At 71.0% G+C, this 21,943-nt stretch carries 20 protein-coding genes and 5 tRNA genes; 10 read left to right on the top strand and 15 right to left on the bottom strand.

What is annotated here, in order from left to right:
- Positions 1 to 267: 267 nt before the first annotated feature.
- A complete protein-coding gene (gene leuD, locus ACZ64A_RS36495) occupies positions 268 to 861 on the bottom strand; it encodes a 3-isopropylmalate dehydratase small subunit (protein WP_469816297.1) in 594 nt (197 codons plus the stop codon).
- A 5-nt stretch (positions 862 to 866) separates the two neighbouring features.
- Positions 867 to 2,297 (bottom strand): 3-isopropylmalate dehydratase large subunit, encoded by a 1,431-nt coding sequence (gene leuC / locus ACZ64A_RS36490; protein WP_469816295.1) that lies wholly within the window; start codon positions 2,295 to 2,297, stop codon positions 867 to 869.
- A 197-nt stretch (positions 2,298 to 2,494) separates the two neighbouring features.
- Here leuC and ndgR point away from each other — a divergent pair, with 197 nt between their 5' ends.
- A complete protein-coding gene (ndgR, locus tag ACZ64A_RS36485) occupies positions 2,495 to 3,211 on the top strand; it encodes an IclR family transcriptional regulator NdgR (protein WP_361627730.1) in 717 nt (238 codons plus the stop codon).
- Positions 3,212 to 3,378: 167 nt separating this feature from the next.
- On the opposite strand, the gene ACZ64A_RS36480 is transcribed toward ndgR, so the two are convergent.
- Positions 3,379 to 3,888 (bottom strand): DUF4188 domain-containing protein, encoded by a 510-nt coding sequence (locus ACZ64A_RS36480; protein ID WP_469816293.1) that lies wholly within the window; start codon positions 3,886 to 3,888, stop codon positions 3,379 to 3,381.
- Between the two features lie 80 nt (positions 3,889 to 3,968).
- On the opposite strand from ACZ64A_RS36480, the gene ACZ64A_RS36475 reads away from it, so the two are divergent.
- Positions 3,969 to 4,613, top strand: coding sequence for a MerR family transcriptional regulator (locus ACZ64A_RS36475; RefSeq protein WP_469816291.1), 645 nt, complete (start codon positions 3,969 to 3,971; stop codon positions 4,611 to 4,613).
- Between the two features lie 43 nt (positions 4,614 to 4,656).
- Here the strand turns inward: ACZ64A_RS36475 and ACZ64A_RS36470 are convergent.
- The 9 genes from ACZ64A_RS36470 to ACZ64A_RS36430 form a co-directional block, all read right to left on the bottom strand.
- Positions 4,657 to 4,729, bottom strand: a tRNA-Glu gene (locus ACZ64A_RS36470).
- A gap of 44 nt (positions 4,730 to 4,773) precedes the next feature.
- Positions 4,774 to 4,845 (bottom strand) — tRNA-Gln (locus ACZ64A_RS36465).
- Positions 4,846 to 4,866: 21 nt separating this feature from the next.
- Positions 4,867 to 4,939: transfer RNA gene (locus ACZ64A_RS36460), tRNA-Glu, on the bottom strand.
- Between the two features lie 29 nt (positions 4,940 to 4,968).
- Positions 4,969 to 5,041 (bottom strand) — tRNA-Glu (locus ACZ64A_RS36455).
- Between the two features lie 21 nt (positions 5,042 to 5,062).
- Positions 5,063 to 5,134 (bottom strand) — tRNA-Gln (locus ACZ64A_RS36450).
- A 93-nt stretch (positions 5,135 to 5,227) separates the two neighbouring features.
- Positions 5,228 to 5,950, bottom strand: coding sequence for an HAD family hydrolase (locus ACZ64A_RS36445; protein ID WP_469816289.1), 723 nt, complete (start codon positions 5,948 to 5,950; stop codon positions 5,228 to 5,230).
- A gap of 71 nt (positions 5,951 to 6,021) precedes the next feature.
- Positions 6,022 to 7,506: a glutamate--tRNA ligase gene (gene gltX, locus ACZ64A_RS36440; RefSeq protein WP_469816287.1), complete on the bottom strand. Its 1,485-nt coding sequence runs from the start codon at positions 7,504 to 7,506 to the stop codon at positions 6,022 to 6,024.
- Positions 7,499 to 8,284 (bottom strand): fumarylacetoacetate hydrolase family protein, encoded by a 786-nt coding sequence (locus ACZ64A_RS36435; RefSeq protein ID WP_469816286.1) that lies wholly within the window; start codon positions 8,282 to 8,284, stop codon positions 7,499 to 7,501. Before ACZ64A_RS36435 ends, gltX begins: the two co-directional genes overlap by 8 nt.
- A gap of 260 nt (positions 8,285 to 8,544) precedes the next feature.
- The gene (locus ACZ64A_RS36430) at positions 8,545 to 8,727 is read right to left on the bottom strand and encodes a hypothetical protein (protein WP_469816284.1); all 183 of its coding nucleotides are present in this window, start codon (positions 8,725 to 8,727) and stop codon (positions 8,545 to 8,547) included.
- A 614-nt stretch (positions 8,728 to 9,341) separates the two neighbouring features.
- Between ACZ64A_RS36430 and ACZ64A_RS36425 the strand changes: the two genes are divergently transcribed.
- The 8 genes from ACZ64A_RS36425 to ACZ64A_RS36390 all read left to right on the top strand — a co-directional run bounded on the left by ACZ64A_RS36425 (position 9,342) and on the right by ACZ64A_RS36390 (position 19,973).
- Positions 9,342 to 13,148 (top strand): sensor histidine kinase, encoded by a 3,807-nt coding sequence (locus ACZ64A_RS36425; protein ID WP_469816283.1) that lies wholly within the window; start codon positions 9,342 to 9,344, stop codon positions 13,146 to 13,148.
- A 9-nt stretch (positions 13,149 to 13,157) separates the two neighbouring features.
- Positions 13,158 to 13,571, top strand: coding sequence for a roadblock/LC7 domain-containing protein (locus ACZ64A_RS36420; RefSeq protein ID WP_023546525.1), 414 nt, complete (start codon positions 13,158 to 13,160; stop codon positions 13,569 to 13,571).
- Positions 13,572 to 13,682: 111 nt separating this feature from the next.
- Entirely contained in the window at positions 13,683 to 14,078 is a 396-nt protein-coding gene (locus ACZ64A_RS36415) for a DUF742 domain-containing protein (protein WP_361627748.1), read from the top strand.
- Entirely contained in the window at positions 14,059 to 14,646 is a 588-nt protein-coding gene (locus tag ACZ64A_RS36410) for a GTP-binding protein (RefSeq protein WP_469816281.1), read from the top strand. The genes ACZ64A_RS36415 and ACZ64A_RS36410 overlap by 20 nt, the downstream gene beginning before the upstream one ends.
- A 418-nt stretch (positions 14,647 to 15,064) precedes the next feature.
- On the top strand, positions 15,065 to 18,316 hold the full coding sequence (locus ACZ64A_RS36405; protein WP_469816279.1) for a sensor histidine kinase: 3,252 nt from the start codon (positions 15,065 to 15,067) through the stop codon (positions 18,314 to 18,316).
- Between the two features lie 10 nt (positions 18,317 to 18,326).
- Entirely contained in the window at positions 18,327 to 18,740 is a 414-nt protein-coding gene (locus ACZ64A_RS36400; protein WP_004983065.1) for a roadblock/LC7 domain-containing protein, read from the top strand.
- Positions 18,741 to 18,838: 98 nt separating this feature from the next.
- Complete coding sequence (locus ACZ64A_RS36395; RefSeq protein ID WP_103781643.1) at positions 18,839 to 19,411, top strand: DUF742 domain-containing protein; 573 nt, start codon at positions 18,839 to 18,841, stop codon at positions 19,409 to 19,411.
- On the top strand, positions 19,392 to 19,973 hold the full coding sequence (locus ACZ64A_RS36390; protein ID WP_026084856.1) for a GTP-binding protein: 582 nt from the start codon (positions 19,392 to 19,394) through the stop codon (positions 19,971 to 19,973). The genes ACZ64A_RS36395 and ACZ64A_RS36390 overlap by 20 nt, the downstream gene beginning before the upstream one ends.
- Before the next feature lie 82 nt (positions 19,974 to 20,055).
- Here ACZ64A_RS36390 and ACZ64A_RS36385 read toward each other — a convergent pair whose 3' ends face one another.
- The 3 genes from ACZ64A_RS36385 to ACZ64A_RS36375 all read right to left on the bottom strand — a co-directional run.
- Positions 20,056 to 20,967, bottom strand: coding sequence for a hypothetical protein (locus tag ACZ64A_RS36385; protein WP_469816276.1), 912 nt, complete (start codon positions 20,965 to 20,967; stop codon positions 20,056 to 20,058).
- 236 nt (positions 20,968 to 21,203) lie between these two features.
- Positions 21,204 to 21,398 carry an acyl-CoA carboxylase subunit epsilon gene (locus ACZ64A_RS36380; protein ID WP_469816274.1) on the bottom strand — a complete coding sequence of 65 codons (195 nt, stop codon included), beginning with the start codon at positions 21,396 to 21,398 and terminating at the stop codon, positions 21,204 to 21,206.
- A gap of 56 nt (positions 21,399 to 21,454) precedes the next feature.
- A partial coding sequence (locus ACZ64A_RS36375) for a carboxyl transferase domain-containing protein (RefSeq protein WP_469816272.1) occupies positions 21,455 to 21,943 on the bottom strand: 489 nt, incomplete at its 5' end.

Below are 21,943 nucleotides of genomic sequence, written 5' to 3'. Positions count from 1 at the left end.
TGTGCCATCTGGGGCGAGTTGTCGCCCGCGCAGGGGGCAACTGCCGCCTCCGACAGCCGTCCCGGCGCACCGGGGGGACGCGTTCCGGAGCCTCGGGTACCCCGGCAACCACCGCCGTAACGTGGGAAGTTGAACGGTGATCGACCGGCCGACGGGGCCGTACGGGCCCGGACATGCCTGTACCCCCGATCGGTCCGATCGGGGGTACAGAGGGGGTGATGCGGTGGCCGAAACCCGCCCTTCGGGGGGCCGGGCCGCGCCGAAGGTTCAGACCTGGAGGGTGCGCGGCTTGAAGGAGGGCCGCTTCGCCTCGTACGCGGCGATGTCCGCCTCGTTCTGCAGGGTGATGGAGATGTCGTCCAGACCGTTCAGCAGCCGCCAGCGGGAGTTCTCGTCCAGCTCGAAGGAGGCGGTGATGCCCTCGGCGCGCACCTCACGCGCCTCAAGGTCCACGGTGACCTCAGCGGTGGGGTCCTTCTCGACCAGGTCCCACAGCGCGTCCACGGTCTGCTGGTCCAGGACCACGGTGAGCAGGCCGTTCTTCAGCGAGTTGCCGCGGAAGATGTCGGCGAAGCGGGAGGAGATCACGGCCTTGAAGCCGTAGTTCTGCAGCGCCCACACCGCGTGCTCACGGGAGGAGCCGGTGCCGAAGTCGGGGCCGGCGACCAGGACGGTGGCACCCTGCCGCTCGGGACGGTTCAGCACGAACTCGGGGTCCTTGCGCCAGGCCTCGAACAGCCCGTCCTCGAACCCGTCGCGGGTGACCTTCTTGAGCCAGTGGGCGGGGATGATCTGGTCGGTGTCCACGTTGCTGCGGCGCAGCGGGACGGCCCGGCCGGTGTGCGTGGTGAAAGCTTCCATGATCCTCAGACTCCAGCGGGCGTACGGGTCTCGGCGTCGGTCAGGTCGGCGGGCGAGGCCAGGTGCCCCAGGACCGCGGTCGCGGCCGCGACCTGCGGCGACACCAGGTGGGTACGGCCGCCCTTGCCCTGCCGGCCCTCGAAGTTGCGGTTGGAGGTGGACGCGGAGCGCTCACCGGGGGCCAGCTGGTCGGGGTTCATGCCCAGGCACATGGAGCAGCCCGCGTGCCGCCACTCGGCGCCGGCCTCCTTGAAGACCACGTCGAGGCCCTCGGAGACGGCCTGCAGGCCCACCCGGGCAGAACCCGGGACGACCAGCATCCGTACGCCGTCGGCGACTTTGCGGCCCCGCAGCAGGTCGGCCGCGGCACGCAGGTCCTCGATGCGGCCGTTGGTGCAGGAGCCTACGAAGACGGTGTCCACCTTGATGGACCGCAGCGGCTGGCCGGCCTCCAACCCCATGTACTCCAGGGCCTTTTCGGCGGCGAAGCGCTCCGAAGGGTCTTCGTACGAAGCCGGGTCGGGGACGGACGCGGAAAGCGGCGCACCCTGGCCGGGGTTGGTGCCCCAGGTGACGAACGGCGACAGTGCGGCGGCGTCGATGACGACCTCGGCGTCGAACTCGGCGTCGTCGTCCGTCTTCAGCGTCTTCCAGTACGCCACGGCGGCGTCCCAGTCGTCGCCCTCGGGGGCGTGCGGGCGGCCCTTGAGGTACGCGAAGGTCGTCTCGTCGGGGGCGATCATGCCCGCGCGGGCGCCGGCCTCGATCGACATGTTGCAGATGGTCATCCGGGCCTCCATCGAGAGCTTCTCGATGGCGGAGCCGCGGTACTCCAGGACGTAGCCCTGGCCGCCGCCGGTGCCGATCTTCGCGATGATCGCCAGGATCAGGTCCTTGGCGGTGACGCCCTCGGGCAGCTCGCCGTCGACCGTGATCGCCATGGTCTTGGGGCGGGCCATGGGCAGCGTCTGGGTGGCCAGCACGTGCTCGACCTGCGAGGTGCCGATGCCGAACGCCAGCGCGCCGAAGGCACCGTGCGTGGAGGTGTGGGAGTCACCGCAGACCACGGTGGTGCCGGGCTGGGTCAGGCCCAGCTGGGGGCCGACCACGTGCACGACGCCCTGCTCGACGTCGCCCAGCGGGTGCAGCCGCACGCCGAACTCGGCGGCGTTCTTGCGCAGCGTCTCCAGCTGGACCCGGGAGACGGGGTCCGCGATGGGCTTGTCGATGTCGAGGGTCGGGGTGTTGTGGTCCTCGGTGGCGATGGTCAGGTCGAGCCGGCGCACCCGGCGGCCGCTCTTGCGGAGGCCGTCGAAGGCCTGCGGGCTGGTCACCTCGTGCAGCAGGTGCAGATCGATGAAGAGGAGGTCGGGCTCGCCCTCGGCGCGCCGGACGACGTGGTCGTCCCAGACCTTCTCCGCGAGTGTCCTACCCATCGCTTTCCCTCCGGCCGGCAAGCGTCCACCGGCCCAACTAGAGATCTTGAGGAGGCGTTGCCCGTGCCCCGTGCGTCCGGACAACGGCCACCAGGCCCGTTGATCCGCGGGCCGCTGTGCCTTCGTGACATCCAGAGTGGCGGGTTCCGGAGAAAATTGAACTTGCGTTTCACAGAGTGAGACGCGAGTATCGTTGCATGGACAACAGTAGCGGCGTCGGCGTTCTGGACAAGGCGGCCCTCGTCCTGAGCGCTCTGGAGTCCGGTCCGGCCACCCTCGCGGGTCTGGTCGCGGCCACCGGACTGGCTCGACCCACGGCTCACCGCCTGGCCGTGGCATTGGAACACCACCGCATGGTGGCGCGTGACATGCAGGGACGTTTCATTCTCGGCCCTCGGCTGGCAGAACTGGCCGCCGCGGCGGGTGAGGACCGTCTCCTCGCCACCGCCGGCCCGGTGCTCACGCACCTGCGGGACGTCACGGGCGAGAGCGCGCAGCTCTATCGCCGCCAGGGTGACATGCGTATCTGCGTCGCCGCCGCGGAGCGCCTGTCCGGACTGCGGGACACGGTCCCGGTCGGCTCCACGCTCACGATGAAGGCGGGCTCGTCCGCGCAGGTCCTGATGGCCTGGGAGGAGCCCGAGCGCCTCCACCGCGGCCTGCAGGGCGCCCGCTTCACGGCGACGGCCCTCTCGGGCGTACGGCGCCGCGGCTGGGCCCAGTCGATCGGTGAGCGCGAGCCGGGTGTCGCGTCGGTCTCCGCGCCCGTGCGCGGCCCCTCCAACCGCGTGGTGGCCGCCGTGTCGGTCTCCGGCCCCATCGAGCGCCTCACGCGCCACCCGGGCCGTATGCACGCCCAGGCGGTCATCGACGCCGCCGCCCGCCTCTCGGAGGCCCTGCGCCGCACGGGCTGACCCCCACGCGACACCGAGGAGGGCCCGCCTCAACGCCGCGGCGGGCCCTCTTCCACGCCCGTACACCCCACCAGGCGTGCACGGCGGCCGCGCACCCCAGAGCCCACCCAGGGACGCCGGGAACTGCGCGACCGGCCACAGCGGACCGGTGCCCGCGCGGCCAACGGTCAGGCGCTCGCCTGCGAGCGGTGGGCGAAGCGGTCCTTCGCGTACCGCCCGCGCGCGGCGAGCGGCACCTGCCCGTGGGCGGCGGCCAGCCCGAACGCCGGCATGTCGGCGTAGATCGATTCGTGCGACCCCTCCGGCACGATGTACGCCTCGTGCCACAGTCCCACGCGCCCGCGGACCTTGCCGGCCTTCTCCAGGCGGTTGATCGTGGCCCACACCGAGTGGTGCAGGGCGCCGGGGTCGTGCGCGTAGGCGTAGAGTTTCTCCTTCGACTCCCAGTACTGCACGACGTAGTACGTCCGCGGTGACGCCGTCAGCAGGACGTGGCCGAGCAGTCCCCGGCTTCGGTCCCGGCTCAGCTCGCGCAGCATGCGCGGCATCGCCAGGAACACCGGCAGCCACTGGTGCACCGCCCAGAAGCGGTTGATGCGCATCCCGATCAGCAGGACGACGACGTCGCCCTTGGTGTCCGCGGTGGTGCGCCCGGCGGTGATGTGCTTCCCGAACATCGAGCCCCCTCGTCGGTGAGCGGCGCTATCCAACAGCACCGTGCTTGGATAGTGCCGTTATCCAAGGAGGGACGCAAGGGATGCGGCTGGCGGAGCTGAGCGAGCGCAGCGGGGTTTCCACCGCGACGATCAAGTACTACCTGCGCGAGGGGCTGCTGCCGCCCGGCCGGCAGGTCAACACGACGACGGCCGAGTACGACGAGGAGCATCTGCGCCGGCTGCGGCTGGTCCGGGCGATGATCCAGGTGGGCCGGCTGCCGGTGGCGACGGTCCGGGCGGTGCTGGGCCACGTCGACGACGACTCCCTCGGCCGCACGGTCCGTCTGGGCGCGGCCCTGTGGGCGCTGCCGCAGGTGCCGGACCCGGACGCCGACGACGAGTTCGTGCGAGGCGCCCAGCAGGAGGCGAAGCGGCTGCTCGCGACGCTGGGCTGGTCCAACGCCGCGCTGCTGACGACCATCTCCCCCGCCTTCCGCTCCCTGGTCGTGGCGATGGCCGCGCTGCGCCGGCTCGGCTACGACTGGAGTCCCGAACTGCTGGTGGGCTACGCACGGTTGATGCACCGGGCCGCCGAGCTGGACCTGGACTTCGTGGAGACGCAGCCGACGGAGGCCGAGAAGATCGAGGCGGCGGTGCTGGGGGCGATCCTGGTCGAGCCGATGCTCCAGGCGCTGCACCGGCTGGCACAGGAGGAGGAGTCGGCACGCCGGTACGGCTTCCAGTGAACGACGAAGGCCCTCCACCGAGGTGGAGGGCCTTCGTACCGTGTACCCCCGACCGGATTCGAACCGGCGCTACCGCCTTGAGAGGGCGGCGTGCTAGGCCGCTACACAACGGGGGCGTGGACACTGCAGGCGTTCAATACTGCACCGCCGCAGGTCCGAGCTGGTCTACCTGGACTCGAACCAAGACTAACTGAACCAGAATCAGTCGTGCTGCCAATTACACCATAGACCAATGATGGTTTAGACCAGTCAGTACCCCCGACCGGATTCGAACCGGCGCTACCGCCTTGAGAGGGCGGCGTGCTAGGCCGCTACACAACGGGGGCCCTAGCGATCCCGACATGATCGAGATCAGTACCCCCGACCGGATTCGAACCGGCGCTACTGCCTTGAGAGGGCAGCGTGCTAGGCCGCTACACAACGGGGGCTTTGCAGATAAGCTCTGCGAGCTGGCCTACCTGGACTCGAACCAAGACTAACTGAACCAGAATCAGTCGTGCTGCCAATTACACCATAGGCCACTGGAACTCAAGCCCCCTGCGGGGATCTCGTTCTAGTTTCGCTCCCCCGGGTCCCGGCCTTTCGGCCCGCTCCCCGGCGGCGCAGGAAGAACATTACCCGAAGGTGGACCGGGCTCCAAAACGGGTATCGCCGCCGAGGACCGCCGGGAGTTCGGCGAGGGTCGAGATCCGGTGCGGACGCGGGGGCGCATCACCGCCAGTACGCGCTCCGTCACGGTCGATCCACACCGACAGCAGGCCCGCCTCGGCCGCGCCGCGCCCGTCGATGTCCGGGTGGTCGCCGACGTAGGCCACCTCGTGCGGGGCGAGGCGCAGGGCGTCGCAGGCGGCGTGGAAGGCGGCGGCCTCGGGCTTGGAGACGCCCAGCTCGGCCGCGCACAGGATGGTCTCGAAGCGGCCGTGGACGCCGAGGACGCGCAGCTTGCGGTCCTGGACGCTGAGGCTGGAGTTGGACAGCACCGCGTGCCGGTAGCCGGCGTCCAGGGCGGGCACGGCGTCCGGGAAGAGGGCCCAGGCGGACTCGTAGTGACCGATGTAACGCCGGAACCAGTCGTCGCTCTCCGCGTCGCTCAGTTCGGCGGACAGGAACGTCCGCACGCGGTCGCGGCGCTGCCCTTCGAAGGTCGTCTCCCCCGCGGAGAAGCGCCCCCAGTGCAGCTCGGTGGCCTCCCTCCAGCGTGCGAGCGCCTGCTCCGCCGTACCGAAGACCTCGAGCAGACCCTCGGCGGCCAGGTGCGCGCGCATGCCGGCGCGATCGGCGCTCGTGCAGTCGAAGAGGGTGTCGCCGACGTCCCGGACCACGGCTCGGATGCTCATGGCCCGACGGTAACGACACGGCGGGGGCGGCACCCGGACGTTCCGGATACCACCCCCGCCGCGGGTGCGCCCTACGCCGTCAGCTTCGCCAGCGCCGCGTCGATGCGGGCCAGCGACTTCTCCTTGCCCAGGACCTCCAGGGACTCGAAGAGCGGCAGGCCGACCGTGCGGCCGGTGACGGCGACCCGGACCGGGGCCTGGGCCTTGCCGAGCTTGAGGCCGTGCGCCTCACCGGCGGCCAGGACGGCCTCCTTCAGCGACTCCGGGGAGGTCCAGTCGGCCGACTCGAGCTTCTCGCGGGCCGTGCGCAGCAGGGCGTCGGAGCCCTCCTTCATCGCCTTCGTCCACGACGCCTCGTCGAAGACCGGCTCGGCGAGGAACAGGAAGTCGACGTTGTCGGTGATCTCCGACAGCACCTTCACACGGGTCTGCGCGTGCGGGGCGACGGCCTGCCACTTGGTCTCGTCGAAGTCCTCCGGCGCCCAGGTGGCGAACGGGGCCTTCAGCCACGGGCGGCAGCGCTCGGCGAAGTCCTTCACGTCCAGCATGCGGATGTGGTCGGCGTTGATCGCCTCGCACTTCTTCAGGTCGAACCGCGCCGGGTTGGGGTTCACGTCGGAGATGTCGAAGGCGGCGACCATCTCCTCGACGGAGAAGATGTCCTGGTCGGCGGAGAGCGACCAGCCCAGCAACGACAGGTAGTTGAGCAGGCCCTCGGGCAGGAAGCCCTGCTCGCGGTAGAGGTTCAGGCTGGACTGCGGGTCACGCTTGGACAGCTTCTTGTTGCCCTCGCCCATCACGTACGGCAGGTGGCCGAAGGAGGGGGTGTCCTTGGCGATGCCCAGCTCGATCAGCGCCTTGTAGAGCGCGACCTGGCGCGGGGTGGAGGAGAGCAGGTCCTCGCCGCGCAGGACGTGGGTGATCTCCATCAGCGCGTCGTCGACCGGGTTGACCAGCGTGTACAGCGGGGCGCCGTTGGCGCGCACGATGCCGTAGTCCGGCACGTTCTCCGGGGTGAAGGTCAGCTCGCCGCGCACCAGGTCGGTGAAGGTGATCGTCTCGTCCGGCATGCGGAAGCGGACGATCGGGGCGCGGCCCTCGGCCTGGTACCGCTCGACCTGCTCGGCGCTCAGCTCACGGCAGTGGCCGTCGTAGCCGGAGGGCTTGCCGGCGGCCCGGGCGGCCTCGCGGCGGGTGTCCAGCTCCTCCTGGGAGCAGTAGCAGTGGTAGGCGTGACCGGCGTCCAGCAGCTTCTGCGCGACGTCCTTGTAGAGGTCCATGCGCTGCGACTGGCGGTACGGCGCGTGCGGGCCGCCGACCTCGGGGCCCTCGTCCCAGTCGAAGCCGAGCCAGCGCATCGCGTCGAGCAGCTGGTTGTAGGACTCCTCGGAGTCGCGGGCCGCGTCGGTGTCCTCGATGCGGAAGACCAGGGTGCCCTGGTGGTGCCGGGCGAACGCCCAGTTGAACAGGGCGGTGCGGACCAGGCCCACATGGGGGTTACCGGTGGGCGAGGGACAGAAACGGACGCGTACGGGAGAGCCGGATGCGCTAGCCACGCTTGACAACCTTGTTGGTGAGAGTGCCGATGCCTTCGATGGTGACGGCGACCTCGTCGCCGACGTTCAGGGGGCCGACCCCTGCCGGGGTGCCGGTGAGGATGACGTCGCCGGGCAGCAGCGTCATGGCCTCGGAGATGTTGACGATCAGATCCGCGATGTCGTGGATCATCTCGCTCGTGCGCCCCAGTTGGCGCTGTTCGCCGTTGACCGTGAGCTGGATGGTCAGGTCGGACGCGGTCGCGAGGTCCAGGTCCGTCTCGACCCAGGGGCCGAGCGGGCAGGAGGTGTCGAAGCCCTTGGCCCGCGCCCACTGCTTCTCGCGCCGCTGCACGTCCCGGGCGGTGACGTCGACGGCGCAGGTGTAGCCGAAGATCACGTCCGCGACGCGCTCGCGCGGGACCTCGCGGCACATGCGGCCGATGACGACGGCCAGCTCGGCCTCGTGCTGGAGGTCCTCGGTGAAGGCCGGGTACTGGATCGCGTCGCCGGGGCCGATCACCGAGGTGGACGGCTTGAAGAAGGCGAAGGGGGCGTCCGGCACCTCGTGGCCCAGCTCGCGGGCGTGCTCGGCGTAGTTGCGGCCGAAGGCGACGACCTTGTTGGGCAGCACGGGGGGCAGCAGCCGCACCTTGCTCAGCGGGACCTTGGTGCCGGAGAGCTCGAAGTCCGCGAACGGGATGCCCTTGATGATGTCGAGGACGAGCACGTCCGGCTTGTCGCCCTCGACCGCGCCGAAGGCGACGTTCCCGTCGATGGAAAACCTGGCGATGCGCACGGGATCCTTGCGCCCCTTAACTTGTCACTGAGCTGGCTGAAGTCTGACGCTCCAGGCTAACGCGGTGAACCGTCCGGGCCGCGCGCATCACGCCGGGCGGCCCGCCCCCGAGGTCCGTCACCCGGCCGGCGGCGCCGGCGCGGCGGGCGGGACGCCCCTGGCCGGGGCGGGCGTCCGCGCGGCGGGCGGGATGTCCGGGACACGGCGAAGGGCGCCCGCTTCGTGCGGGCGCCCTTCGCCGTCGTATCACCGCTGTGCGCTCACTGCGCGACGGTCACCGGGGCCTCCATGAGGACCGTGCGCCGCGGGTTGGCGGTCTGCGCCGGCAGATCGATGGAGTGCTCCGGCTGCTCCGGGATCTGCAGCTCGTCGGCTGCGTCCAGGTGAGCCAGCGTCGTGCGCCGCGGGTTGGCAAGCGGGCGGAACATCATCGTCGTCTTCACGGTTAACAAGACCTGTTCGTCTCGGGGCGCTGGGAGGGGCCCAAAGCTACCTCACGTGCGCGCGGATTGTCAGAACGTCACCTCTTGTCAAGCACGAGGCCAAACCCGCGCATTCCCGCCGAAGACGTGAAGACCACATGAACCTCGTGTGAGTTTGCTCACGAATCACCGCTCAAACCGGTCAATTCAGGCTCGCGGATCACCCCAGAGAAACGGACATTGCGCCCCTGAAGCCCTCATTCCGCTCCTGATCATGGCGACTGGGACACCACCCGCGCTCCGGCGACTCGCTCGGATACGCCCGATTGGTACGGGATCACTTTCCACACCTGGTAACCCGTCCCTCACGTGCTGTCACGGTCGTCACACAACAACCCACGAACCTTGTTGGAGATCCTGCACTGTGCTGGAATGCCACGGACCGCCGCAGGATCGAGCCGGCGCACAGGGGGCGCCCAGCAGCGTCGCTCCCGACAAGGTGGGCGGCGAGAGGGGGAGTCCAGCGCCGGTCACTCACGACCACCCGGGAGACGCATTCAGGGCGCTCTCCCAAGACGCCGACACCGTTTCTCCGTCTCTGCGGAGGGACGCCTGGTCCAGAGGTTGCGACGCTAGTGCAGGGACGTTTCAAGAGGGATGGCAGCGCTTCGGCGGAGCCGGAGCCGCACGGCGGGACTGGCCCGATGGCCGTCAGCTCCTCGCCCCAGCACGCCCAGAACCCGGGCCAGGCGGCCCCGTCCGGCGACGGCGGTGAGCGCCCCGGGCGCCCGGGGGTGACCGTGTCCGCTCCCACCCCCGCCACCCCCAAGGTCAAGCCGCCGCAGGGCCCCTCCGGCCCCGGCACGCGAATAGCCCTGCGCAACTGGCGCATCTCCACCCGACTGGTGTCGCTGCTCGCACTCCCCGTGGTCGCGGCGACCACGCTGGGCGCCCTGCGCATCAGCGAGTCGATGGACAACATCCAGCAGCTCGAGAACATGAAGCTGCTGACCGAGATGACCAAGCAGGCCACCGAGCTGGCCGCGGCGCTCCAGGAGGAGCGCGACGAGTCCGCCGGTCCGCTGGCGCACGGTTCCAAGGCCGAGGACCCCACCGTCAAGGGGCTGCGGGACAAGACCGACCGCGCCAAGGACAACTTCATCGACGCCTCGGAGCAGGTCGAGGACGGCAACCTGCAGGGTGTGCGCGAGAGCGTCGTCGCCATCGCCCGTGACCTGAACACCCTGGGCAAGATCCGCCAGGAGGCCTACACGGCCGACGGCAACTCCTCCCAGACGGTCGAGGCGTACCACCGGCTGATCACCCACCTGCTGGACCTGTCCCAGGACATGGCCGAGGCCACCAGCAACCCGGAGATGATCCAGCGCACCCGCGCGCTGGCCGCGTTCTCCTCCGCCAAGGAGTACGCCTCCATGCAGCGCGCGGTCATCGCGGCCGCCCTGCCCGCCAGCAACACCACCTACGGCGACCTCTCCGAGAACGACCGCAACTACGCCGAGTCGGCGACCGAGGGCCAGAAGTCGGAGCTGAGCACCTTCCGCAGCATCTACGGCGACAAGAACGCCGAGGAACTGCTCAAGCCCATCCAAGAGGGCAACCCGATCATCGAGGACGCCGACACCTACGCGAGCCGCGCGGTCCAGGACATCGGTGGTCTGAAGAAGCTGGACAAGCGGTCGTACAAGGACTGGCTGGACGACAGCGGCACCAAGCTCCAGCAGATGTCGAACATCGAGCTGACACTGCTCAGCGAGATGGAGCAGAAGGCCCGTGAGCTGCGCAGCGACTCCGAGCGCGAGGCGATCATCTCCGGTGCGCTGATCCTGCTCGTGCTCGGTGTGTCGCTGGTCGGCGCGTTCGTCGTCGCCCGGTCCATGATCCGCTCGCTGCGCCGGCTGCAGGAGACCGCGACCAAGGTCGCCCAGGAGCGCCTGCCCGAGCTGGTCAAGCACCTGTCGGAGTCCGACCCGCAGGACGTCGACACCTCCGTCGAGTCCGTCGGTGTGCACTCCCGGGACGAGATCGGCCAGGTGGCCGCGGCCTTCGACGACGTGCACCGCGAGGCGGTCCGCCTCGCCGCCGAGCAGGCCCTGCTGCGGGGCAACGTCAACGCGATGTTCACCAACCTCTCGCGCCGCTCCCAGGGTCTGATCCAGCGCCAGCTGTCGCTGATCTCCGAGCTGGAGTCCCGCGAGGCCGACCCGGACCAGCTGTCCTCGCTGTTCAAGCTGGACCACCTCGCCACCCGTATGCGCCGTAACGGTGAGAACCTCCTCGTTCTCGCGGGTGAGGAGCCGGGGCGGCGCTGGACCCGTCCGGTCCCGCTGGTCGACGTGCTGCGCGCCGCCGCCTCCGAGGTGGAGCAGTACGAGCGCATCGAGCTGGCCGCCGTGCCGACGACCGAGGTCGCCGGCCGCGTGGTCAACGACCTCGTGCACCTGCTCGCCGAGCTGCTGGAGAACGCGACCTCGTTCTCCTCTCCGCAGACGAAGGTCAAGGTCACCGGTCACGCGCTGCCCGACGGCCGGGTGCTGATCGAGATCCACGACACCGGCATCGGTCTCTCCCCCGAGGACCTCGCCGCGATCAACGAGCGGCTCGCCTCGCCGCCCACCGTGGACGTCTCCGTCTCCCGCCGCATGGGTCTGTTCGTGGTCGGCCGCCTCTCGCAGCGCCACGGCATCCGCATCCAGCTGCGCCCGTCCGACTCCGGCGGTACGACCGCGCTGGTCATGCTGCCGGTCGACGTCGCGCAGGGCGGCAAGAAGCCGCAGCCGCAAAAGCCCGGCCAGGGCTCCACCGGCGGTCCCGCCGCCGCGCAGGCCGCCGCCGGTGCGGCCGCCGCGCGCCGCCAGGCCACCGGGCACAACGGTGGCGGCCAGGGCGCCGGAGCCTTCGGCGCCTCCCCGTCCGCGGGCGGCCCGGGTGCCCCGGGTGCCGGCAACGGCGGTCCGCTGGGCGCCGGCCAGGGTCCGCGTGCCGCGCTGCCCGGCCGCGACGGCTCCCGCCCGGGTGCCCCGGCCGCTCCCCGTGGTCAGCAGCCGCAGGGCGGTCCGCAGCAGGGCCGGCCCGCGCCGGCCGGTACGGGTGCGCCCTTCGGTCAGCCGGCCGCGCCGCAGGGTCTGCAGGCAGCCGGTCCGGGCACGCCCGGTCAGGACCCCTTCGGGACGTCGCGCGGCCCGGTGCCGTCGCAGCGGCCCGCCGAGGACGCGGGCGCGGAGAAGGGCGGCCGGCGTCGCCGTCCGCAGCTGCCGGCGCGCGGCGGTGCCCGGGCCGAACTGCCCGGCAGCGCCCCGCAGCAGCCGCGTACGCCGAGCTGGAGCGACCAGAGCGCCGAGCCGCCGGTGTCGCGTGCCTCGCTGGACACCCCGCGCGGTCACGAGGAGCCGGAGGTCTCGCAGACCTCGCGGATGCCGCGGATCGACGACCGCCAGGGTCCCGGCGCGACCGCCGAGATCCCGGTGGTGGGCCGTGGGGACGACGCGCAGGGCCCGGGCGCCACCTCCGAGTTCGCCCGTCCGGACTTCGGCGCGCCGCGCCCGAGCGGTGACCAGGGCAGCGACCAGTTCGTCCGCTCCGACATCTTCGGCGCCCCCGGCACGCCGGGTGGCCGTGACTCCGGTCCCGGCGCGGGCCGGTTCGCGGCCCCGCAGGGCTACGACGACGGCTCGACGGGCCAGTTCCCGGCGCCCCCGCGCGACGGTGCCACCGGCCGGTTCCCCGCGCCGCAGCACGACGGCTCCACGACGGGCCGGCATGCGCTGCCCGCGCGCCCGGAGCCCACGGCCGGCGACCCGTTCGGGCAGCCGCAGCCGGGAGGTTACGGCTACCCGCAGCCGCAGGCCCCGCAGCAGCGCCCGGCCCAGGGGGAACCGCAGGCCCCGCAGCAGCGGCCCGCGTACACCGAGCCGCAGGCTCCGCAGCAGCGTCCGGTCCGCCGTGAGCCGGAGGCGCTGCCGCCGGCCAGCGGCCCGGGTGACGGCCGTACCCCGCTGTACGACACGCTGGAGACCAACTGGTTCCGCGGCGGCCGCGAGGACGAGCAGCAGCCAGGTGCCGCTGCGGCCCCGCAGCAGCAGCCGCAGGCGCCGGCGGGTCCCTCGGCTCCCCAGCAGCGTCCGGCCCAGAGCGGCTGGCGCAGCTCGCCGAACGACGATCTCGTCCGGCAGGCGGAGCGGGTGCGTCAGCCCGCCTCGGGTGGCGTCACCACCTCCGGTCTGCCGCGCCGCGTGCCCCGGGCGAACCTCGTGCCGGGCACGGCTCAGCAACAGCAGAACCAGGCCGGTCCGCAGGTCTCGCGCGCGCCTCAGGACGTGCGCGGACGGCTGACCAATCTCCGTCGGGGCATCGCTCAGGGCCGTCAGGCCGGCAGCGGCCAGACCGGCAGCTTCCCGAGCCCCACTCACCAGCAGGAGCGTTAGTTGAGCCAGATGAGCCAGGCGGCACAGAACCTCAACTGGTTGATCACCAACTTCGTGGACAACACCCCCGGGGTGTCCCACACCGTCGTCGTGTCCGCCGACGGTCTGCTGCTGGCGATGTCCGAGGGCTTCCCGCGCGACCGTGCCGACCAGCTGGCGGCCGTCGCGTCCGGGCTGACCTCGCTGACGGCGGGCGCCTCGCGGATCTTCGAGGGCGGCACGGTGGCGCAGACGGTCGTCGAGATGGAACGGGGCTTCCTGTTCCTGATGTCCGTCTCGGACGGCTCGTCGCTGGCCGTGCTCGCGCACCCGGAGTGCGACATCGGCCTCGTCGGCTACGAGATGGCGCTCCTGGTCGACCGCGCGGGCGCGGTGCTCACGCCCGACCTGCGTGCCGAGCTCCAGGGAAGTCTGCTCCACTGACCGGCCTGTGATCCATACGCGTCACCGAAAAACCGTCCGGCCGCCACAATCCCCCCACCGGCCCCGTCCGACGGCCAGCCCGACCGACTTGCTGTCTCGCCCGGAGGATTCATGACCCCGCCCACCGCCCATCATGATCCGTACGCAGGGTCGTACGAGGAAGAGGGCGACCAGCCGCTGGTCAGGCCGTACGCCATGACCGGCGGCCGGACCCGGCCGCGCTACCAGCTCGCCATCGAGGCGCTGATCAGCACCACGGCCGATCCGGCTGCGCTCATGGGGTTGCTCCCGGAGCACCAGCGCATCTGCCATCTGTGCCGTGAGGTGAAGTCGGTCGCGGAGGTGTCCGCGCTGCTCAACATGCCGCTGGGCGTGGCCCGCATTCTCGTCGCGGACCTCGCCGAGGCCGGTCTCGTCGCGATCCACCAGCCGGGCGGCGACGAGGCCACCGGTGCTCCGGACGTGACGCTGCTCGAAAGGGTGCTCAGTGGACTTCGCAAGCTCTAGCGGTCAGGCGACGACCGCGCGCTCCACCACCTCCGCGAAGATCGTGGTGGCGGGCGGCTTCGGCGTGGGCAAGACCACGTTCGTCGGCGCCGTCTCGGAGATCAACCCGCTGCGCACGGAGGCCGTGATGACGTCCGCGTCCGCGGGCATCGACGACCTCACCCACACCGGGGACAAGACCACCACCACGGTGGCCATGGACTTCGGCCGCATCACCCTCGACCAGGACCTGATCCTCTACCTCTTCGGTACACCGGGCCAGGACCGCTTCTGGTTCATGTGGGACGACCTCGTGCGCGGCGCCATCGGCGCGGTGGTGCTCGTGGACACCCGGCGCCTGGCCGACTGCTTCCCCGCCGTCGACTACTTCGAGAACAGCGGCCTGCCCTTCGTCGTCGCCCTCAACGGCTTCGACGGGCAGCAGCCGTACCAGCCGGAAGAGGTGCGCGAGGCCCTGCAGATCGGCCCCGACACCCCGATCATCACGACGGACGCCCGGCACCGCGCCGACGCCAAGTCCGCCCTGATCACGCTGGTGGAGCACGCCCTGATGGCGCGGCTGCGGTAGCGCGCACACCGGTACGACACGGGACCGACACTCAAGTCGGAAGGGCGATACGGCAGTTGTCGTAGGGCCCCCGCGGAGCCGGCTGTGGCCTTTGACACGGCCGGCTCCGGTGTTCATAACAGTTCGGCAGAGGAATCGTGGAGAACCGCCACGCGTCGCGGTCGACCGGTGTCGCTGTGCGCACGAACGCCCCGTCTTTTGGCGGGGCTCGCTCTTTATGACCGTTTTATGTGGGGCTTACATCACCTCGAGCCCGCGCATTCCGCTGTTTGGAAGAGCGCAGGTCGTCGTGCTGGAATGCCTGAACTGCCCAATAGTCAAAGACGTACTGGTAGGCGTACCGGGAGTCGTTGGCCGACCGGGCACGGACACACTGCGGCACGACGAAGGTGCCGACCGCCGAGAGGTTGTTGGTCGAGTGAGGCGAAGCAAGAACAGTCCCGAGCCGGCGGCGCGGGGCAACTTCACCCCGCCGCCGCGCACAGCGGCGCCCGCCCCTGTGCCCGGTTCGGAACCGTCGGCGGCGCCGGCCCCGAGCGGTGGCCGCTTCTCCCCCCGCAACTGGCGGGTGCCGACCCGGCTGAACGCGATCCTGCTCATACCCGTGCTCGTCGGCCTCGTCATGGGCGGCTTCCAGGTCAAGAGCTCGATCGACACCTGGCAGAACGCGGAGGACGCGGAGAACGTGGCGCTCCTGGTGCGCGCCGCCGAGGACTACGGCCAGGCCCTGCTCGACGAGCGCGACCTCACCGCGCCCGACCTGCTCCAGGGCAAGGGCGAGACGGCCGAGGTCAAGCAGCTGCGCGCCGCGACCGACTCCGCCAAGGGGAAGTTCGACGAGGCGGCGAAGAACCTGCCGCACACGGCCGCGCTCGACCGCCGTATGCAGCTGTTCCGCTCCAACGAGAACAAGCTGTCCGCGCTGCGCCAGGCCGCCTTCACCAAGCCGATGGACCCGGTGAAGACGGAGGAGGGCTACGTCCTCGTCCAGCACTCCCTGATGGAGTTCGCCAACGAGCTGAGCCTCGGCACCGGCAACGTCACCTCCTACGGCCGTACCGTCTACGCGGTCTCCCTCGCCAAGGCCGCGACCTCCCTGCAGCGCGCGATCGGCGTGCACCTGCTGATCCGGCCCGCCGAGAAGCAGAGCGTGGTGGCGCAGCAGCGCGTCTCCCTCGCCACGTACCGCTACCTCGAGGGCATCGCCGTCAACGAGTTCGTCTCCGGAGCCACCCAGGCCGACGTCAACCGGCTCGACCAGGTCATGGCGCAGCAGCGTCAGAAGGTCGGTGACCGGGGCGCCGCCGTCAACGCCGGCGACACCAGCTCCACGCAGGGTGGCGCCTACACCGCCATGCCCGTGGCCGACAAGATGCTCCAGGGCATCGCCTCCGGCGCGTTCAGCTCCCAGGAGCTGGCGGCCAAGGGCGTGACGCCGCAGACCTGGATGGGCGCCTCCACCGCGAAGTTCGACGGCTACCGCCAGGTCGAGACCGAACTGGTCGACAAGGCCGTGGCCGACGCGCAGGACATCGCCGACAACGCCAAGCAGGACGCCATCGTCACCGGCGCCATCGTGGTGGTCGCCCTGCTGCTCGCCTTCATCCTGGCCGGTGCCGTGGCCCGCCAGATGAGCCGCGCGATGCGCCAGCTGCGCAACGCCGCGTTCGGCATCGCCGAGCAGCGCCTGCCGATGCTGGTCGACCAGCTCTCGCGCACCGACCCCGGCCGGGTCGACACCCGGGTCGCCCCGATCCCGATCACCACCACCGACGAGATCGGCGAAGTCGCCCGCGCCTTCGACCAGGTGCACCGCGAAGCGGTCCGGCTCGCCTCCGAGCAGGCCCTGCTGCGGGGCAACATCAACGCGATCTTCACCAACCTCTCGCGCCGCAACCAGTCGCTGATCGAGGGTCAGCTGACCCTGATCACGGACCTGGAGAACAACGAGGCCGACCCGGACCAGCTGGAGAACCTCTTCAAGCTGGACCACCTCGCCACCCGTATGCGCCGCAACGGCGAGAACCTCCTGGTCCTCGCCGGCGAGGAGCCCGGCCGCCGCTGGGACCAGCCGGTGCCGCTGGTGGACGTGCTGCGCGCCGCCTCCTCCGAGGTGGAGCAGTACGAGCGCATCGAGCTGCAGGGCGTGCCGGAGGCCGAGATCCACGGCCGGGCCGTGACCGACCTCGTGCACCTGCTGGCCGAGCTGCTGGAGAACGCCACCACGTTCTCCTCCCCGCAGACCAAGGTCCGGGTCACCGCGACCCGTCTCCCGGACGGCCGCGTGATGATCGAGATCCACGACAAGGGCATCGGCCTGACGGCCGAGGACTTCGCCGACATCAACCACAAGCTGGCCAACCCGCCGACCGTGGACGCCGCGATCTCGCAGCGCATGGGCCTGTTCGTGGTCGGCCGGCTGTCCGACCGGCACGGCATCCGGGTCCAGCTGCGCCCCTCGGGCGAGCAGGCCGGCACCACCTCGCTGGTCATGCTGCCGGACGCGATCACGCACGGCGGTGGCGGCGAACAGCACGTCCAGCGCGACGAGTTCACCGTCTCGCAGATCATCCCGGAGCAGAACTTCCAGGGTGAGAACTTCAGCCAGCCGATGCGCACGGCCGCGGAGCTCGGCTTCGACGACAGCCGCTACAGCGAGGTCCCCGACGACCTGCGCGACCTGGACCCGGTCGGCCGTTCGCTGATGCGCGAGGAGCGCCGCGCGGCCCTGGAGGCCCAGGGGCACGGCCAGCCGCAGGAGCAGAACCCCGAGCAGGGCGGGTACGCCGACGACTTCGGCTCCGGCACCCGGCAGCAGCCGGCCTACGACGCCCACCAGGGCGGCTTCCCCGAGCAGGGCTCCGGGTACGACCAGCACACGGCGTACGAGGAGCAGCGCGGCGGCTACGACGGGCAGCAGGCGCCGTCGTACGAGGAGTCCTACTACGGGCAGAACGGCCACGTACCGCAGAACGACGGTTTCGGCACCGCCGGCGGCTACTCCGAGCGCTCCTATGCGGAGCCCGCGCAGGAGGAGTCCGCGTCGGCGCACGCCGCCGCCCCGGAGAACCTCTCGGGCTTCGACCAGACGTCCTACCAGGACGACTGGCCCCAGCACAGCGGCTACCAGAACGGCTACGGGTCCCAGTACGCTGCGGACGCACCGGAAGCGGAACCGCAGCGGACCGCTGACGCGAGTCAGCAGGACCACGTAGGCTTCGACCGTCCGGGACCGGCCACTTCCGCCGTCCACGAGCTGACCGACGCCGGGCTGCCGCGCCGCGGTTCCCACGCGAGCGGTTCGAACGGCTCCGCGCAGCGCGTGAACCAGGAAGCGCCGGCGCCCACTGCGGAGAACAACGGCGACAATGGCAGCTGGCGGTCGGCGAACGACGACCGCTGGCAGCAGGCCGCACAGCTTCGCAAGCCCAAGGCGGGCGGGGTCACCGCCTCCGGCCTGCCACGGCGGATTCCCAAGGCCAACCTGGTCGACGGCGCCGCCGAAACCACCCCTCAGGGGGGCCCACAGGTCTCCCGCGCCCCGGAGGACGTCCGGGGCAGGCTGAGCAACCTGCGCCGGGGCGTCCAGCGTGGACGCAGCGCGAGCGCAGGCAGTGAAACGAACGGCCAGGGCTTCGGTCCTGACAGCACCTACAACCAGGAGCGTTAGTGTGAGCCCGATGAGCCAGGCGGCACAGAACCTGAACTGGTTGATCACCAACTTCGTGGACAACACCCCGGGGGTGTCCCACACGGTGGTGGTCTCCGCCGACGGACTCCTTCTGGCGATGTCCGAAGGCTTCCCCCGCGACCGCGCCGATCAGCTCGCGGCCGTCGCCTCCGGTCTGACCTCGCTGACCGCCGGTGCGTCCCGGATCTTCGAGGGCGGCAGCGTGAACCAGACGGTTGTGGAGATGGAGCGGGGATTCCTGTTCATCATGTCCATTTCCGATGGTTCCTCGCTTGCGGTACTGGCGCACCCGGAGGCGGACATCGGTCTCATCGGGTACGAAATGGCCCTTCTGGTGGACCGGGCCGGTACTGTCCTGACGCCGGATCTGCGGGCCGAGCTCCAGGGCAGCCTGCTCAACTGACGGGGGGACGGTGCGTTTTGGCGTCCCGGGGCCGTAAGGTTTCGGGACGCGGGCTTCCACGTGGTGGGATGCCAGACACGCTCGGAGGAGGAGAGAAAGTGGCAACACCCCCAGGCGGTTCGTCTTCGGGCAACTGGTCGTACGGCCCTGGCCAGGGCCACGGCGACGGTTCCGCGAACCCGTACGCCTACCCCTCCGCCCCGAGCCACCGGCAGCCGTACATGCCCCAGGGCCCCGGCCCTTCGCCGTACGACCAGCCGCCGGCCCCGCGTATCCAGCCCGTGCAGCCGCAGCGTCGCACCCCCGAGCCGGCGCCCGCCGGGGCGTCGAACAACCCGCTGGTGCGTCCGTACGCCATGACCGGCGGCCGGACGCGTCCGCGCTACCAGCTCGCCATCGAGGCGCTGGTGCACACCACCGCTGCTCCGCACCAGATGCAGGGCCAGCTGCCCGAGCATCAGCGGATCTGCAACCTGTGCCGCGAGATCAAGTCGGTGGCCGAGATCTCGGCCCTGCTGACGATCCCGCTCGGCGTGGCCAGGATCCTCGTCGCCGACTTGGCGGAGGCGGGACTGGTCGCCATCCATCAGCCCGGCGGCGACGAGAACGCCGGCGGCCAGCCAGACGTGACACTGCTCGAAAGGGTGCTCAGTGGACTTCGCAAGCTCTAGCGGCGGTCCTTCCCGCTCCACCACCTCCGCGAAGATCGTGGTGGCGGGCGGCTTCGGCGTGGGCAAGACCACGTTCGTCGGCGCCGTCTCGGAGATCAACCCGCTGCGCACGGAGGCCGTGATGACGTCCGCGTCCGCGGGCATCGACGACCTCACCCACACCGGGGACAAGACCACCACCACGGTGGCCATGGACTTCGGCCGCATCACCCTCGACCAGGACCTGATCCTCTACCTCTTCGGTACACCGGGCCAGGACCGCTTCTGGTTCATGTGGGACGACCTCGTGCGCGGCGCCATCGGCGCGGTGGTGCTCGTGGACACCCGGCGCCTGGCCGACTGCTTCCCCGCCGTCGACTACTTCGAGAACAGCGGCCTGCCCTTCGTGATCGCGCTGAACGGCTTCGACGGGCAGCAGCCGTACCAGCCCGACGAGGTGCGCGAGGCCCTGCAGATCGGCCCCGACACCCCGATCATCACGACGGACGCCCGGCACCGCGCCGACGCCAAGTCGACGCTCATCACGCTCGTCGAGCACGCGCTGATGGCGCGGCTGCGGTAGCGGACGCCCGCCCGACGCTCCGGCCCCCGACCGTTCGCGGTTCGGGGGCCGTCGTGCGTGGCCGGCGCGGGCGCGTGGTTGCTCAGTCGCCGCAGAAGGGTGCGGTGCGCACGGATCCGCCGAGGTGCTCGTCGTCGGTGCCGAGCAGGGCGTCGGCCGTGCCGGGCAGGCACTCCACGGCCTCGATCTTGTGCCCGGGGAAGGTGCCGAGGACGGCCGGCTTCCTCGCGAGCGTGACACGGATCCGGCCGGACGGCGACACGGTCACCCGGCCCGCGTCGCTCACCGCCGAGTCGAACGGGCCGTCGTCCCCGGCGTCGGCCGCTGAGCTGACCAGCACGCGCCCCGAGGAGGTGACGGAGACATCCGATATGTGGCGCGTGCCCGGGGCGGTGGGGTACGACGCCCGGTAGGTGTGCCGGGTGACGGTGCCGAACTGCGGCTGCCCCCAGGGGGCGAAGGTCAGGGGGGCCACGTTCAGGGTCGCGGGGCGGTCGGTGCCGGAACCCCGGTCGGCCCACAGGGCCACGAGCCGGCCGCCCTGGCGCACGAGCGCCAGACTCTCGTAGTCGTCGCCGGCCGCGATCCCCGGCACGGGGGTGTAGTCGACGACGGTCGCGGTCGTGTCGGTGACCGTGAGCCGGTAGACGATGCCGCGGGAGGCGAGGGCCAGGTACTCCCCCGGTGCGTCCGGGATCGCCTCGATCGCCTCCAGGTCCACGGGTTCGGCTCCGCTCCAGGTCAGCGGGGTGACCTGGGGCGCGCCGTCGGCGCCGAACGCGAGGCGGGAGAGCCGCGGCTGCCCGGTGAGCTTGTTGTCGTGGACGATCAGCGCGGTGCGGCCCTCGTGGGCCAGGCCGCTGACCCCGGTGGTGGAGTCCGTACCGACCCTGTGCCAGCCGTCGTCGGCCCCGGCCGGGGCGGACGCGAGCACGGCCAGCAAGGCGGCCGCCGCGGTGGCGTACGCGGTGGGCCGCAGCATGGGGAGTCTCACGTGTGGATGCCTGCCTTCCCTGTCGCCGGCGCGGGGATCACGCGCCGGGGGGCCAGGTTAGTGATCTTGCTCGTGGCGGCCACAGAAGCAGAACGTCCGAATCCGCTTCGGTTCCGGACCGGAGGAACGTCCAGCCCGACGCGACGCAGCGGGCGCGCCGGGGCGGCGGCCGGTGCCGGACAACGCGGCGGCCCCGCTCTCCTCGGGGGAGGGCGGGGCCGTCGGTGTCGCGTGGGTCAGCGCCAGCTGTGCGGAGCGCGGAAGCCGTTCTCGCGCTCCAGGCGGCGCCAGCCGGCGCGCGGGCGGCCGCGGTGGGCCGGGACGGTTTCGGCGGGGCGGGCGGCCGCGCGGGCCAGGAGGACGGCCGTGATGGCGGCGACCTCCTCGGGCTCGGCGTGACCCTTCTCGACGCGGATGTCGGCAGTGCTCATGGTGTCAGTCTCCGTGAGTAAGGGGTCCGCGGGGTTGCCGCGGTGGGTCCGCTGGGTTACTGCGGAGGGTTGCCGTGCTTGCGCGAGGGCAGGTCGGCGTGCTTGGTCTGGAGCATGGCGAGGGAGCGGGCGAGGACTTCGCGGGTCTCGGCGGGGTCGATGACGTCGTCGACGAGGCCGCGTTCGGCCGCGTAGTAGGGGTGCATCAGCTCGGCCTTGTACTCCTTGACCATCTTCTGCCGCATCGCCTCGGGGTCCTCGGCGTCGGCGATCTGGCGGCGGAAGATGACGTTGGCCGCGCCCTCGGCGCCCATCACGGCGATCTCGTTGGTCGGCCACGCATACGTCAGGTCCGCGCCGATGGACTGGGAGTCCATCACGATGTAGGCGCCGCCGTAGGCCTTGCGCAGGATCAGGGAGATCCGCGGCACGGTCGCGTTGCAGTACGCGTACAGCAGCTTCGCGCCGTGCCGGATGATCCCGCCGTGCTCCTGGTCGACACCGGGCAGGAAGCCCGGCACGTCCAGGAACGTGATGATCGGGAT

It is taken from the genome of Streptomyces sp. NPDC104814, from assembly GCF_055583185.1.
The sequence above is the reverse complement of the archived record's forward strand: the minus strand, read 5'-3'. Positions and strand labels throughout refer to the sequence as shown.